General features: G+C 54.4%; 15 protein-coding genes. 12 read left to right on the top strand and 3 right to left on the bottom strand.

The window, feature by feature from the left end; all coding sequences use genetic code 11:
• Positions 1–6: 6 nt before the first annotated feature.
• From flgL to E1N14_RS21240, 12 genes are all read left to right on the top strand, one after another.
• Positions 7–924, top strand: a complete 918-nt coding sequence (gene flgL, locus E1N14_RS21295; protein ID WP_025009144.1) for a flagellar hook-associated protein FlgL — start codon at positions 7–9, stop codon at positions 922–924.
• 49 nt (positions 925–973) lie between these two features.
• Entirely contained in the window at positions 974–1,954 is a 981-nt protein-coding gene (locus E1N14_RS21290; protein ID WP_025009145.1) for a hypothetical protein, read from the top strand.
• 101 nt (positions 1,955–2,055) lie between these two features.
• Positions 2,056–2,838 (top strand): flagellin N-terminal helical domain-containing protein, encoded by a 783-nt coding sequence (locus E1N14_RS21285; RefSeq protein ID WP_025009146.1) that lies wholly within the window; start codon positions 2,056–2,058, stop codon positions 2,836–2,838.
• A 244-nt stretch (positions 2,839–3,082) separates the two neighbouring features.
• Positions 3,083–4,420 carry a flagellar filament capping protein FliD gene (gene fliD, locus E1N14_RS21280; RefSeq protein ID WP_025009147.1) on the top strand — a complete coding sequence of 446 codons (1,338 nt, stop codon included), beginning with the start codon at positions 3,083–3,085 and terminating at the stop codon, positions 4,418–4,420.
• Positions 4,421–4,431: 11 nt separating this feature from the next.
• Complete coding sequence (gene fliS, locus E1N14_RS21275) at positions 4,432–4,812, top strand: flagellar export chaperone FliS (protein ID WP_025009148.1); 381 nt, start codon at positions 4,432–4,434, stop codon at positions 4,810–4,812.
• Positions 4,805–5,146: a hypothetical protein gene (locus E1N14_RS21270; protein ID WP_025009149.1), complete on the top strand. Its 342-nt coding sequence runs from the start codon at positions 4,805–4,807 to the stop codon at positions 5,144–5,146. The genes fliS and E1N14_RS21270 overlap by 8 nt, the downstream gene beginning before the upstream one ends.
• Entirely contained in the window at positions 5,143–6,375 is a 1,233-nt protein-coding gene (locus E1N14_RS21265; protein ID WP_062793329.1) for a flagellar hook-length control protein FliK, read from the top strand. Before E1N14_RS21270 ends, E1N14_RS21265 begins: the two co-directional genes overlap by 4 nt.
• A gap of 21 nt (positions 6,376–6,396) precedes the next feature.
• Positions 6,397–6,834 carry a flagellar basal body-associated FliL family protein gene (locus E1N14_RS21260; protein ID WP_025009152.1) on the top strand — a complete coding sequence of 146 codons (438 nt, stop codon included), beginning with the start codon at positions 6,397–6,399 and terminating at the stop codon, positions 6,832–6,834.
• A 22-nt stretch (positions 6,835–6,856) separates the two neighbouring features.
• Positions 6,857–7,567, top strand: a complete 711-nt coding sequence (locus E1N14_RS21255; protein ID WP_044736031.1) for an RNA polymerase sigma factor FliA — start codon at positions 6,857–6,859, stop codon at positions 7,565–7,567.
• A 15-nt stretch (positions 7,568–7,582) separates the two neighbouring features.
• Positions 7,583–8,440 carry a flagellar motor stator protein MotA gene (motA, locus tag E1N14_RS21250; RefSeq protein ID WP_025009154.1) on the top strand — a complete coding sequence of 286 codons (858 nt, stop codon included), beginning with the start codon at positions 7,583–7,585 and terminating at the stop codon, positions 8,438–8,440.
• Complete coding sequence (locus E1N14_RS21245) at positions 8,440–9,408, top strand: flagellar motor protein MotB (protein WP_025009155.1); 969 nt, start codon at positions 8,440–8,442, stop codon at positions 9,406–9,408. The genes motA and E1N14_RS21245 overlap by 1 nt, the downstream gene beginning before the upstream one ends.
• Positions 9,408–9,830 (top strand): hypothetical protein, encoded by a 423-nt coding sequence (locus E1N14_RS21240; protein ID WP_025009156.1) that lies wholly within the window; start codon positions 9,408–9,410, stop codon positions 9,828–9,830. Before E1N14_RS21245 ends, E1N14_RS21240 begins: the two co-directional genes overlap by 1 nt.
• A 12-nt stretch (positions 9,831–9,842) precedes the next feature.
• Here E1N14_RS21240 and E1N14_RS21235 read toward each other — a convergent pair whose 3' ends face one another.
• The 3 genes from E1N14_RS21235 to E1N14_RS21225 all read right to left on the bottom strand — a co-directional run bounded on the left by E1N14_RS21235 (position 9,843) and on the right by E1N14_RS21225 (position 14,499).
• Complete coding sequence (locus E1N14_RS21235; protein WP_025009157.1) at positions 9,843–10,274, bottom strand: acyl-CoA thioesterase; 432 nt, start codon at positions 10,272–10,274, stop codon at positions 9,843–9,845.
• A gap of 173 nt (positions 10,275–10,447) precedes the next feature.
• Positions 10,448–11,128 (bottom strand): acireductone synthase, encoded by a 681-nt coding sequence (mtnC, locus tag E1N14_RS21230; RefSeq protein WP_025009158.1) that lies wholly within the window; start codon positions 11,126–11,128, stop codon positions 10,448–10,450.
• Positions 11,129–11,367: 239 nt separating this feature from the next.
• Positions 11,368–14,499, bottom strand: coding sequence for an efflux RND transporter permease subunit (locus E1N14_RS21225; RefSeq protein WP_062793330.1), 3,132 nt, complete (start codon positions 14,497–14,499; stop codon positions 11,368–11,370).
• Between the last annotated feature and the right edge of the window lie 5 nt (positions 14,500–14,504).

Here is a 14,504-nt window from a genome sequence, read left to right as displayed (position 1 = left end):
TCCTGAATGCGGGTAGCCATGTTTAATATGTACAGTGCCAACTTGCACTCAATGCAACAGACACTGAGTCAACTGGGGCAACTGGATCAACAGCTGTCCAGTGGCAAGGCCTTGCTGCGTCCTTCCGATGACCCCATAGGCAAGGTAAAAGTGCTCAACTGCGAGCGGGACCTGGCCAAGACTTCACAGTACATAAGCAATATCGACAGCCTGTCGACCAGTCTCGGACGGGTGGAAACTTATCTCGATAGCCTGGTGCAGGCGCAGACCCGGATGCGGGAAATTGTCATTTCCGCCAACAGTGGTCAACTGTCGGCCGCCGACCAACAGGGTTATGCCGATGAACTATCGGCCCTGATGGACACCTGTGTCGATATCCTCAACGCCAGGGATGCCGACGGCAACTATCTGTTTTCCGGCAACCTTAGCCGTACTCCGGCGGTAGCACTGGACAGCAGTGGCCGCTATCAGTTTCAAGGGGATGCCCAGCATCGTCAGGTGCAGATAGCTGCCGACTCCTGGGTCGATGCCAATGTCACGGCGCAGGAGTTCTGGTTCGGTAACGGTAGCCAGGATCTGCTCAATCAAGCCGCCGAGTATGTCGAAGTGCTGCGGGATCCGGCCAAGGCTCCCGGTGATGCCGACTTTGAAGCCGTGGCAGGCGCCATGATGCAGTCTCTGGATGATACCCTCTCCAGTATAGGCGCGGCGATTACAGACATAGGTGGCAAACAGAACCGCCTGAGTCTTGGCAAGAGCAGTCATCAGGAGATGGCACTGTTCACCAAGGAAGTGATAGGTGAAACCGAGGCGCTGGACTATCCGGCGGCAACCTCAGAGTTTCAGATGAAGCTGACAGCCTTGCGGGTGTCGCAGCAGAGTTTTGTCAAAATCAGCCAACTGACGCTGTTCAACCAGCTTTAATCAGGATTGGGGAGACGCCTAACTTGTTCCAAGACTGTCATAGGGTGCCATGATCCATTCGGTTACCGATGCCCTGCAACTGGCCGGGCAGATAAGACCCATCAGCCAGAGTGCCCCCCTGCTCGATATGACAGTGGTCAACAGCGCTCAGGAGAGTTGGCGCGAGCTGCTGCCTTATCGGCAAGTGGCGTTCGAGCGCTGGGAGCGGGCCACCCGGCTGCAACATAACATCAGTGCCATGCAGCTGGTGGATGCAGGTTTTGAAGAGGTGCTGCGGGTTCTTGAGAGGATGCGGCCCTTGCTGCTTATCAAGCCTTCTGCCGAACAGTTTGAGCGGCTGTTGTCGCTGCAAAAGCAGTTGCAGCAGTTGCAGCCCAGCTATCTGCAGTACCCCTTGTGGGATCCCATGTTCAACATCATCTATCCCAGACGCAGAGCCTTGCGGCGGCGCTTTCGGCTTAGGGCGGTTTCCCTGTTGGAGCCCAAACACAGGGAAGAAAGCCTGCAACTGCTGCTGCCGGGAGTCGATGGGCCACAGAGCCTGTCGTTGCAACTGCCGGCCAATACCGACCCGAGCCGTTTGGCACAGTTAATCAACGAGCAGCTGGCGCCTTTGGGTATCTCACTCAATGTCGAAAACCGAGAGGCTGTGTTTGAATGCGATGACCAACTGTGGCAACAGCTGCAGGGTAATCTCGGTCTCAGTGGCCAGGGTATGCGCCTGCCGGCCGGTGAGATGCACAATATCAGGCTGGAAGAACTGCTCGACTGGCGCGATCCCAGAGAATGGCGTTTCGACAGCCCGGAGATGTTGCGTCAGACCCGGGCCAAGCTGGAGCGTACTGCGCGGCGGATAGAACACTGGCGTCAGGATTGGCAGGCACAGAAACAGCAAGTCACCAGCAATTTATCACAGCAACTGGGGGAAATTTCTCTGCCACCTGTGGATGCTTGCTTCGGCTCGCAACTGGAGGCGTTGCTGGCCCAGGCCAACATCGGCCGAGGTCACGCCGAGGATCTGCTCAAATAATTTGGTCTTTTTAAAGTTTTTTTCAATCAGGCTTTCAGTTTGGTTTTTTCGGGTCGCTTTGTTGTTAATGACACAAATACACTCTTCGGGAGAAACAAACCATGTTGTCTGTACATACTAACTATGCCTCTCTGGTTGCCCAGAACTCCGTAAACAAAAACAACGGCCTGTTGTCTACCGCCATGGAGCGCCTGTCTACCGGTCTGCGCATCAACGGTGCCGATGATGACGCCGCAGGTTTGCAAATTGCCAACCGTCTGAACGCCAACGTTGTTGGTATGAGCACTGCCAGCCGTAACATCTCTGACGGCGTCTCTATGCTGCAAACAGCCGACGGTGCCCTGAGTGAACTGAGCTCTATCGCCAACCGTATGAAAGAGCTGGCAACCCAACACGCCAACGGTGTGAACTCAGCCGATGACAAAGCCGCTCTGGCCGCAGAATTTGATGCACTGACAGCTGAAGCTACCCGTATCAAGGACAGCACTGAATATGCCGGTGAAAAACTTTTCACCAAACTGGGTACAGGTGTTGCCATGCAGATTGGTGCCAGCAAGGCTGAAACCATGACAGTGACTCTGGCTACCCAACCTGATGTAACCAAAGCCAAGATTGACGATCTAGATACCATCAATACCTTCATCGATGAAATCGGTACCAACCGTTCTACTCTGGGTGCCAACATCAACCGTCTGGGCCACACTGCCTCTAACCTGGCCAACGTGACCGAAAACACCAAGGCTGCTGCCGGTCGCATCATGGACGCTGACTTCGCCAACGAATCAGCTGCCATGACCAAGAACCAACTGCTGGTTCAAGCCGGTACCAACGTACTGTCCCGTGCCAACCAGAACACTGGTCTGGTTATGGGTCTGCTGGGCTAAGCAAACATTTTGTTCCAAGCGCCGTCAGTCAAGATGGCGCTTTTTTTTAAGCTCGACAAAGAAACGGCGGAAGAGCTGATTCCTGTTTGAGGCCTTCCGAGGAAGAGACTGTACCAAGCTACAGTAGTCACTCTTAAATAACTTTCAAATTTTACAAAGGGTTAGCTTTGCCGTTTGAATGGCATACCTCTTGCTATCCCCGAATATTCCAAGGACACGAGTCTGTGTCTATGAGGAGTTGAAAATGATTTCCGGAATGAGTGGTGCCCAATTCGCGCAGCAGCTGATCAGTGCCGAGAGGGCCGGTAAAGACAATCTCTATCAAAGCAGCAAAACGGGCTACCAGAAACAGTTGGATGCCTACACCTTGCTGGATAAGGGGCTCGATCGTCTTAACAGCAAGCTGACAACCCTTGGGACCGATGCCTTCAAGGGCAATATCGCCGAGGTCACAGATGAAAACATCTATGTCAGCAGCTCGGCCAAGGCGCCGCAGGGGAATTTTCAGCTGTCGGTAGAGCAGTTGGCTCAGGCACACCAACTGGTCAAGCCCTTTGCATCGGAAGATGCCACTCTGCCGGCATCCGGGATTATTCAGATCAGCATGGGTGGCAAGAGCATGAGTGTGGATCTGGCCATGGTTAACAGCGGTGGCAGCGTTTCTGTCAGTGAGCTGCGGGATATGATCAACCAGCATCCCAATAACCCGGGCGTGCAGGCTAGCCTGGTACGCACCGGCGGCCAGGTGCAGCTGATGCTGACCTCGAAGGAAACCGGCAAGGCCAACAGTATTAGTATCAGTCTGGATGGTGCTGACTGGGGCATGGTCGAGACTCAGGCCGCTCAGGATGCCAAGGCTACGCTCAATGGCATGAGTATCACCTCGGCCAGCAACATGCTGACTCAGGTTGTGGACGGGGTGGATATCGAACTGCGTAAGGTTCATGAAGCCGGTGACAGCAGCAATATCAGTATCAAGGCGGATCAAGAGGCCGGCAAAGAGGCAGTTAAAGCCTATGTGGATACAGTCAATGAGCTGCTGCGGCAGATAAGTCAATTGACTCGAGGCCTGGGGGTTGATGCCCTGGATGACTCGAAAGACAAGGACGACAAGGATAGCAAGAGCAGCAAGATAGATGAGAGTCAGCTGGGGATCCTCAAGGGTGATACCAGCCTGAGAACCCTGCAACAAAGGCTACGTGAGCTGAGTTTCCAGGCTGCCCCCAATGGTTTGACTCTGGCCGATGCCGGTATCGAACTGACCCGTAATGGTGAGCTAAAGCTGGATGAGAAAAAGCTGGAAAATGCCCTGAAGACCCAGCCGCAGGCGATCAGTGATCTCTTCGGAGCCAAGGGCGGCATGGTCGATAAGGTTCAGGAGATCACTAAACCTTATACCCGTTTCGATGGCTATATGGATATGAAGAAGAACAACCTGAAACGCCAGTTGGATCGGGTCGAAGACAATATGGAACGCCATAACCGCATGATGGAACAGCGTTATCAGATCTACCTGAAGCAGTTCACCGCGATGGAAACCACCATCAATGAGTTGAACAGTGCCAGTGGATTGTTTTACTGAGGAATTATTCGATGTTTTATGAGCAGGATCCTTTCAGCGGCTACCGTCAGGCCAGCTTGGATGCCCGGGCCGCGGCGGCCAACCCCCATGAGATGGTGCGTATGTTGCTGGATGGCTTGCTGGATGAACTGGCCAGAGCCTCGGGGCATATGGAACGCAAGGCGTTTGAGGCCAAGGGCCAGAGTATCAACAAGTGTTTGAATGTGATCCATGGGCTTGATGTGTTGTTGGACATTGAAAACGGCGGCGAAGTAGCAACCAACCTCAACCGTCTCTATGACTATTGCAGTCGTCAACTGGTTAGCGCCAGTGTCGAAAATAACCCAGAGGCACTGCAGCCTGTGGTGCAGGTTATTCAACAGATTAGGGAAGGTTGGGCCCAACTTGAGTGAGTATGTGATAGCCCGCTGGCAAGCCTTGGGACAACGCCTGCAACAGCAGGCAGCGGCCGAAGACTGGCAGGGAGTATGCCGGGTCAACCGGCAGATGATCCAGTTGCTCAGGCAGCAGGGAAAGCCCCGTTCTCAGGCTGAGTTACAGGCGCGCAAACAGTTGGAGCTTTGTCACTCGCAAGTGATGCAACAGCTGCAAACCAAGAGTGAATCGCTACAGCGGCAGATGCAGCAACTGCTGGCACAACAAGAGGGCATGTCCGCCTATCAACTGACCCAACTCAGCCAACCCGAGTTTCAAGAGGGAAACATGAGTAAAGGAGACCTGTATTGAGTATTGCGCTGATCCCGGCGCTGGCTGAAACGCCGGCGAAAAAAGTGCCCTTGTCCGCTCACCCGGACAGCAGTGGCAAAAAGGATTCTTATCGGCAGGAAGAACAGTCTCTTTCTCAGGCCGCGACTCAGCCGGCCAACTCCACAGCTTCCGGCATGAATGCCAAAGCGCAGGGGGCTCAAGAGAAGGGCTCTCAGGTAAAGAGTACTCAAGGGCAAAGCAGCACAGTAGAAGATAGGGAATCAGGGACAGAGTCGGCAGGCGAGATGTCGACAAATACTGTGGTGGTAAAGGAACTCTTGCCGCCTTTGATGCAGCCAGCTGCAATCCAAGTGACCACTCCGCCAGGAGCACCCCTGGCGCAATTGCAGGGCCAAGGTCATGATGAAAATACAGTGCCACCTTTGGCCGGCATCACGGCGCAGGGCATTGTGGGCACGCAGCAAACCAATCTGTCACTGGCAGGCATCAGCCAACCTGTGGCAGCGAACCCGTTCAATGGTGAGGGCAGAGGTGTGGGTGATATGCGGGGACAAAGCCTGCAATTGGCCGCCGCCTTGCCTCAAGCGGCTACTCAAGTTTCGAGTGCGACAACTGAGGCCAAAGGCACGCCTTTTCTGCCCGTTGGCACCATGGCGCAGACCGCCATGCCGTCGCAACAGCTAACGGTCAATGCCGCGGCGCAGCTGGCGGCCTGGCATGCTGATCCTTCCAGCAAGCCTGTGGCTGAGCTTGGTCTGCAGCCGGAGGTTGCTGCATTGACAAGCGAGCGCCCGGGCGTGAGCCAGTGGGGCCCCTTGCCTCTGAGCGCTCAGGGAACTCAGGTGCAGCATGCCAGAGAGCTGTTGCTGCCACTCAGAGATCAACTGCGTTTTCAGATAGATCAACGCATTCAAACCGCCGAGCTGCAATTAACCCCGCCAGAGCTTGGACGGATAGAACTGAACATTCGCCTCGACGGTGACCGACTGCATATTCAGATGCATGCGGCCAACAACCATGTGCGCGATGCTCTGCTCAGCGGCCTGGAACGCCTGCGCAATGAACTGGCCATGGAACACAAAGGCAATATTTCCCTGGATGTAGCCACCGACAGCGAGCGACACCAACCTGAGCAGGATGCCAGAGAAGGGTATGCCGGCGCGATCGCTTCATCCCGGGTGGACGAAACCAAAGGTGACACAGAAGCCGAGCGCAGACGCGATAGGCAGCTGAACCTACTGGCCTGATGATAGAGATGAAAGATTGATATGAAACGAAATTTACTCATAGCTGCGTTGCTTATTCTGGCCACTGGAGGCGGTTTTTTCATCGGCCATCAGCCGCCTGCATGGTTGGGGAAATGGTTATCGGCGGAAGAAGAAGTGCAACCACAGGCCAGTTTTTACCCGCTGGATAAGATGATTATTTCGGTACCGGGTGATGAATATCCCCACTACCTGTTGCTCGAGCTGGCGCTCAAGTCCCGCAGTGACAATGCGGCCCAGGAGATCAAGGCGGCCGACCCACTTATTCGCAACACCATGATGCGAATGTTCAGCAGCAAGTCTTTCAACGTGCTGAATCAACCGCAGAATCTGGAAACGCTGCAACTGGAGGCCAGAGAATCCCTGATCAAGGTGCTGACCAAAGATCAATTTACTCTGGATATTGAAGAAGTCCTGTTCACCCGTATGGTCATCCAGTAAAGGAGGCGCCTTGGACAGTGAGATGACAGCCTATGATTTGGGTTATCAGGCGTATGGCAATGAGCGGCAATCCGAGCAGGCGTTGTTACATCAATATCTGCCCTTGGTAAAACGCACAGTTTGTTCCCTCAAGAGTCATTGTGGCCCGCTTATCGGCCAGGAGGACATGGAGCAGATAGCTCTGATGGCCCTGCTGGAGGCTGCCCGGCGCTATCCGGGTGAATATGATGCCGGCTTTATCTCCTTTGCCGGCCAGAGGATCCGTGGCGCCATTCTCGATGAACTGCGGCGCCTGGATTGGCGGCCACGCTCGGTGCGCCAGCAGGCACACTCATTCAACGATGTGGTCAGGCAGTTGACCCGGGAGTTGGGCCGTTACCCGAAAGACAGTGAAGTCACTGCAAGAATGGGCCTGACCCAGGAAGAGTACCGGGATTACCTGCATGCAACCCTGGCAGAATCCATGACCAGTTTGGATGAGATGCTGGGAGAGGGTTTGTCACTGGGCGGTCAGGACAAGGAAATTGTCGATTTTGAACGCAATCAGCTGTTAATTGCGGCAATCAAGCAACTGAGCAACAGAGAACAGGTAATTCTGTCGCTTTATTATCAGCATGAACTCAATCTCAGAGAGATTGCAGCCACCCTGGGGTTAACCGAAACCCGGATATGTCAATTACACAAGGTTGCCGTACGCCAGTTACAGGCGATTTATCGGCAGGCTCAACTCTGATTTGGAAGCCTGATAATGAGTAAGTTTGTTGGTTTAATGGTGATTTTGGTGTGTGTCTTCGGCGGTTATGCCTGGGCCGGCGGCAACCTGCTGGCCTTGTGGCAACCGGCAGAAATCCTGATCATCCTAGGTGCCGGCATCGGCTCTTTGCTGATTGCCAACCCCCGCGCTGTGCTGGTGGAGCTGTGGCAGCAGTTGCGCCAGATCGCCAGACAGGATACTCCTGAGCCGGAACTCTACCCTCAGCTGTTTGGCCTGATGAACATGCTGATGGCGCAGATCCAATCCCAGGGGATGAAGGTGCTGGATGCCCATATCGAAAATCCGGACGAGAGTTCGTTGTTTTTGATGTATCCGGTGGTGCTTGAACACCCTCAGTTGCTGCAGTTTTTGGTTGATAACCTGCGCCTGCAGTCGATAGGTAAAATCTCTCCCCACGATCTGGAAATGATACTCGAGGAAGAGATCCACAGAATCGAAGAAGACAGCCTGCGTCCCTCGCTGGCACTGGGACGAATCGCCGAAGCCATGCCGGGATTCGGTATTCTGGCGGCTGTGATGGGGATCATCATTACCATGTCCAACATTGATGGCCCCATCAGCCTGATCGGGGTCAAGGTAGCGGCTGCTTTGGTGGGCACCTTTATTGGGATTTTCGCCTGTTATTGCTTGCTCGAGCCGTTGTCAAAGGCGCTGGAACATCAAGTGGATCGGCAGATCAGTCAGCTCAAGTGTATTGCCGCCATGCTGACGACGTTCGCCAAGGGCAAACCGCCGATACAGGCGATTGATGCCGGCCGCAAACAGATCCAGACCGAGAGCCGCCCCAGCTTTGTGGAATTGGAACAGATACTGACAGAACAGAGAAGTTAATGGCACCAAGACAGGAAACTATCATTGTCCGTCGTGCTCGGGCGGGCAAACAACACGGTGCCCATGGTGGTGCCTGGAAGGTCGCCTTTGCCGATTTTACCCTGGCAATGATGGCGCTGTTTTTGGTGCTGTGGATCATGCAGGTGGCGGATCAGAAAGAGCGGGAAACCGTGGTTAAGTATTTGAATGGTGAGTTGTATCCCTCCGGCGATATCAACCCTTTCGATCTGCGTAACATCCCCTCGCTCATCGATCTGCAAGGGCAACCCAGTGTGCAGCAACCTGTGGTTCCTACCCCGGCCAGTGGTGATGAGATGCGTGGCCCTGCGCTGCGCACCCATGTACCAGAAGGCAAGTGGCAGCCCAAGGCCGGTATGGGGCCCAAACTGAATGCCATTATCCCAGGCGAGTTCGCCACTCAGGTGCAACTGGAAGTGTTGGCGCGGCAGATCCAGCGGGTCGTCGACCAGGCGGGTATGGGTAAAAACGTACAGTTGGACGCAGTGCCTCAGGGAATAAGGATCCGCATTCACGACAACAATGAACAATCTATGTTCAAAGTGGGCCAGGCGCAGATGCGGCCCTATTTTGAAGATCTGTTGTTGGCCTTGGCGCCTGTTTTGCAACAGGTGAAAAACCAACTGATCATCTCTGGCCATACTGACTCGCTGCCCTATGTCGGTCGCAGCTATACCAATTGGGAGTTGTCCAGTGAAAGGGCGCTGATCGCCAGGCAAACCATAGAGTTTGGTGGCGTGCGTCAGGGGCAGATTCTTCAGGTTAACGGCATGGCCGACCGGGTACCCTTTATCGATAATGAGCCCTTTAACCCGGCCAATCGCAGAGTGGAGATACTGATCCTCACCAAGGAAGCTTCCGAGCAGATCCAGAGCCTGGCGGGCGGAAAGGCACTCTTTGAGGCCAATGAGGCGGCCCGCTTTAATCAGCCAAGGGACAGGTACCAGTGATGACGGACAATAGCAGTGACGAGGCGCAGCGACGCGAGCATTTGCGTATCAGCCTGAGGCTGGGTAATGACGCCGACTTCCTGCTCGACTGTGATGGCATGACGGTGCAACTGGGACACTGGCACTGGTGGCGCCCCGGCAAGCTGGGGCTTGGAAATATCAAAGATATCAGCCGCGGCGGGGTTGGTTTGATCTCCGCCTGCCGTTTGCATCAGGGCATGAAACTGAAATTGCTGCTGAACGATGACCTGGTGTTACCCATCAGCATAACCCATTGCCGACAGTTGTACGGTCCACTGTGGTTTTACGGCGGCCGTTACCTGGAGCTGTCGACAGAAGATCTGTACCGGGCACTGCGCTTGGTACAGCAGCACAGGCGCAAACTGCGACAGGGCCGGCGCCAGCCTGTTCTCGAGCCCTGACTTAGCCTTGGCTTAAGCTTCCTGGCTGTGTTGCCTGAGAATCGTCAGCAGTTCCTGTGGTAGTTTGGCCTTGGTGCCTTTCTTGAAATCGTACATCACGGCGACAGAGCTGCCTGTAGTGGTAATGGCTCGCTGCGCCTTACTGTACGCCTCGTAATGCATGGTAAACCTGTCTTCACCTATGTCGCTTATTCTGATCCCTATCAACAGGGTATCCGGGTAGGTGACCGGGCGCTTGTACCTGGCCTGGTTTTCGCTTATTACCGGCCCCATTCCCTGTTTGTACATCTCACCCAAGGGAAAATGGCGGTTGAAGAAGTCGATTCTGGCGGTCTCAAAGTAGCGGAAATAGACCACATTGTTGACGTGTTGCAGGGCATCCATTTCGCCCCAGGCCACCGGGACTTGTGAGTGTTGTGGGTAACGCTGAGTAAAATTTTCCATATTTAAACGACCGTTTTATTTTTGTTGGCTCAGGATAACAACAGCGGCTCTCTGTCTCAAGAGGGGAACAACATTCCGTACAGGCGTTTATTTTCCGGGATACGAAATAGGTGTTGTAAACAATAAGGGGAGCCATTGGCTCCCCTTGATTTAGCGGTTAACTCTGCTTGTTATCAGTCAATCTTCAGCTCGGCGAAACTCTTCACCTGCCGGAAATCGCCTGTGCGTTGTCCGGCCTCTCGTACCATTTGGCAGGTGATCAGCCCGGCAGCGGCAGCGGCCTTGAGTTCGTCCACCATGTCGGAGACAAACAGTATCTGCTTGGGGCTCAGACTTATGGTGTTAATGATGTTGCAGTAGGCTTGCTTGTCCAGCTTGCCGCCGGTGCGGGTATCAAAATGACCGTTGAACAGCTCGGTCAGATCGCCGCCGTCACTGTGGCTGAACAGTAACTTCTGGGCTTCCACTGAGCCGGAAGAGAAGCTGTATATCCTGAGTCCCTGAGCCTTGTATTCCTTGATGGCTTCAATGAAGTCAGGATAGATGTGACCGGTAAACTCGTTCTTGGCATAGCCCTGTTTCCAGATCAGGCCCTGCAGTGTTTTCAGCGGCGTGGCCTTGCGGTCTTCGGCAACCCACTGCTGGAGTATTTCTGTTACCCGCGGCAGATCGGCATCCGGCTCCAGCGCCATCTCTTTGGTGTCGCTGATACAGTTTTCTACCAGGATATTATCTTGATAGCGTTCCAAAAATTCCGGCAATGCCTTGGCCGAATAGGGGAAAAGCACATCCTGAATAAAGTTAAGATCTGTCGTAGTGCCGGCGGTGTCGACGACTATGGCTCTGATACCCATAAGGTGAATTACTCCAAAAAGTGCTGTTTTCTGTGCAGATCCTAAGCTTTATTGGCGCGCTTGACCAGCTTCTTTAACCCTTTGTTTCCCTCCAATTTTACATTTTGGGCGGCATGCCAAGCCCAGAGGCCGGATGTGAGGTATGCAGCTGTTAAGTGATTGAAGCTCAATGGGGAAGTAGCCTGCTGCAGGCAACAAAAAGCCCGGCAAATAGACCGGGCTTTGAGGTGACAGGCGAATTACTCGGCCTGTTTTCGCTGTTTGCGTTCTTCGCGCTCACGCTTACTGAACATGCGCTCTACCACCACGAAGAAGAGTGGGATAAAGAAGATACCCAGGAAGGTCGAGCTGATCATACCGCCCAGTACCCCGGTACCAATGGCGTTCTGACTGCCTGAACCCACGCCGGTACTGACGGCCAGTGGCACAACCCCGAGGCCGAATGCCAGCGAGGTCATCAGAATTGGCCGCAGACGTACCCGCACCGCGTGCAGTGTCGCGTCAATCAGCTTGGCACCCTGTTCATAGTATTCCTTGGCGAATTCCACGATCAGAATGGCGTTCTTGGTTGCCAGACCCACAGTAGTCAACAGACCCACTTGGAAGAACACGTCGTTTGGCAGGCCGCGGCCATTCATGGCGATCAGGGCACCGATAATACCCAGAGGCACCACCAGAATTACCGCGAAAGGCACAGACCAGCTTTCATACAGGGCCGCCAGTACCAGGAATACCACCAGAATCGACAGCGCGTAGAGCGCAGGCGCCTGGTTGCCTGACAGACGTTCCTCATAGGAGAGGCCGTTCCATTCGATACCAAAGCCTGGAGGCAGTTGGTCAACCATGCCTTCCATGATGTTCATCGCTTCACCGGTACTGAAGCCTGGAACCGTCGCACCCTGGATATTCATCGCCGGCAGGCCGTTGAAGCGTTCCAGACGTGGTGAACCATACTCCCAGCTGCCGGTGGCAAAGGCTGAGAAGGGCACCATGTCTCCCTGGGTGTTACGCACATACCAGGAGTCCAGATCTTCAGGTTGCATCCGATACTTGGCATCGGCTTGAACATAAACCTTCTTCACCCGACCACGGTCGATGAAGTCATTGACATAGGAGCCACCCCAAGCGGCAGAAAGCACGTTGTTGACATCACCTATGTTGACACTCAGCGCCCGCAGCTTGGCATGATCTATGTGTAGCTGATACATGGGCGCATCTTCCTGACCATTGGGGCGTACACCCACCAGGTTGGGATTCTGAGCCGCCATGCCCAGCAGTTGGTTACGGGCCTGAACCAGCTTTTCATGTCCTTGACCATTCTTATCCTGCAGGAAGAGGTCAAAACCGTTGGCCGTCCCCAGCTCAATTACCGCAGGTGGTACGAAGGCAAACACAAAGGCTTCTTTCATCTGGCTGAACACCGCCATGGCGCGGCCGGCAACCGCCTGAACATCACTGCCAGGAGCAGTACGCTCAGACCAGTCTTTCAGTCCAACGAAGGCGATACCCATGTTCTGACCCTGACCGGCGAAACTGAAGCCTGCCACACTCAGAACTGATTTGACGTTTTCGTCTGCCAGGAATTGATCCGAGACCTTCTCCAATACCTTCAGGGTACTTTCCTGAGTGGCGTTGGTTGGCAGAATCGCCTGGGTAAACAGAATGCCCTGATCTTCGTCCGGCAAGAAGGCGGTTGGCATGCGGATAAAGATCCAGCCTACGGCCACAACCAGCGCCAGATAGATGGCACTCATACGTACCGAACGTTTGATGATGCCGGCAACAGTACCTTCGTACTTACCCGTCATGCGCTCGAAGTTGCGGTTAAACCAACCGAAGAAACCGGTTTCTGCGTGGGTATGCCCTTTCTTCAACGGTTTGAGCATAGTGGCACAGAGCGCCGGAGTCAGTACGATTGCCACCAATACCGACAAGGCCATCGCCGATACGATAGTGATGGAGAACTGACGGTAAATAACCCCGGTAGAACCCGACATGAAGGCCATAGGTACAAACACAGCTGACAGTGTCAGACCGATACCCACCAGTGCGCCGGTGATCTGGCCCATGGACTTCCTGGTCGCTTCTTTGGGACTAAGTCCCTCTTCCGACATCACCCGCTCAACGTTCTCCACCACCACAATGGCGTCATCCACCAAGAGACCGATAGCCAGTACCATGGCGAACATGGTTAGGGTGTTGATCGAGAATCCGGTGAAGGACAGGATGGCGAAGGTACCCAGCAAAACCACAGGCACGGCGATCGTTGGAATCAAGGTGGCGCGGAAGTTTTGCAGGAACAGATACATGATGACGAACACCAGTACCACGGCTTCCAGCAGAGTATGAACCACACCTTCGATAGAGTTCTTCACGAAGGGGGTTGTGTCATAGGGATACACCACCTGCATGCCGGCCGGGAAGAAGGGACGCATCTCTTCGACTTTGGCGCGAACAGCTTCTGCAGTATCCAGCGCGTTGGCACCGGTAGCCAGCTTGATTGCCAAACCTGTAGCGGGGCGACCGTTATAGAGTGACTCAATGGCGTAACTCTCGGAACCCAGCTCAACCTTGGCAACATCGCCCAGATAGACGTTGGCGCCCGAAGCGTTGGACTTGAGGATGATGTTGCGGAATTCCTCAGGCGTCTGCAAACGGCTCTGGGCCGAGATAGTCGCATTCAACTCCTGGCCTTGAACCGCAGGGGCCCCACCCAGCTGACCGGCGGAAACCTGGGCATTTTGTTCTCTGATCGCGGCGATCACGTCCAGAGTTGTCAGGTTGTAGTTGGTCAGCTTCAGTGGGTCGACCCAGATACGCATTGAGTACTGGGCACCGAACAGGGTGGTTTCACCCACACCGGGCACACGACTCATGGGGTCCTGAACGTTGGAACCTACGTAATCGGCGAGGTCGGCCTTGGTCATGGAGCCGTCTTCAGAAATAAAGGCGACTACCATCAGGAAGCCGGAGCTGGATTTGTTAACCCGGACACCTTGAGCCGTTACTTCCTGAGGCAGCAGGGCCATGGCGGCCTGCAGCTTGTTCTGAACCTGAACTTGGGCGATGTCGGGATCCGCTTCGGCGTTAAAGGTCAGAGTGATTTCGGCGTTACCGAAGCTGTCACTGGTGGACTTGATATAGCGCAGGTGATCTAGACCTGTCATGCGCTGTTCAATCACCTGGGTCACAGAGTCTTCAACAGTTTTGGCCGACGCACCTGGATAGTTGGCAGCAACCACAATGGTTGGCGGCGCAATATCCGGGTACTGGGAAACCGGCAGGGCCTTAATGGCCAGGACACCTGCCAGCATGATAATAATCGCGATCACCCATGCGAAGATGGGGCGATCGATAAAGAAACGTGCCATAACTT

It is taken from the genome of Shewanella algae, from assembly GCF_009183365.2.
In the GTDB taxonomy this organism is placed as follows: domain Bacteria; phylum Pseudomonadota; class Gammaproteobacteria; order Enterobacterales; family Shewanellaceae; genus Shewanella; species Shewanella algae.
The sequence above is the reverse complement of the archived record's forward strand: the minus strand, read 5'-3'. Positions and strand labels throughout refer to the sequence as shown.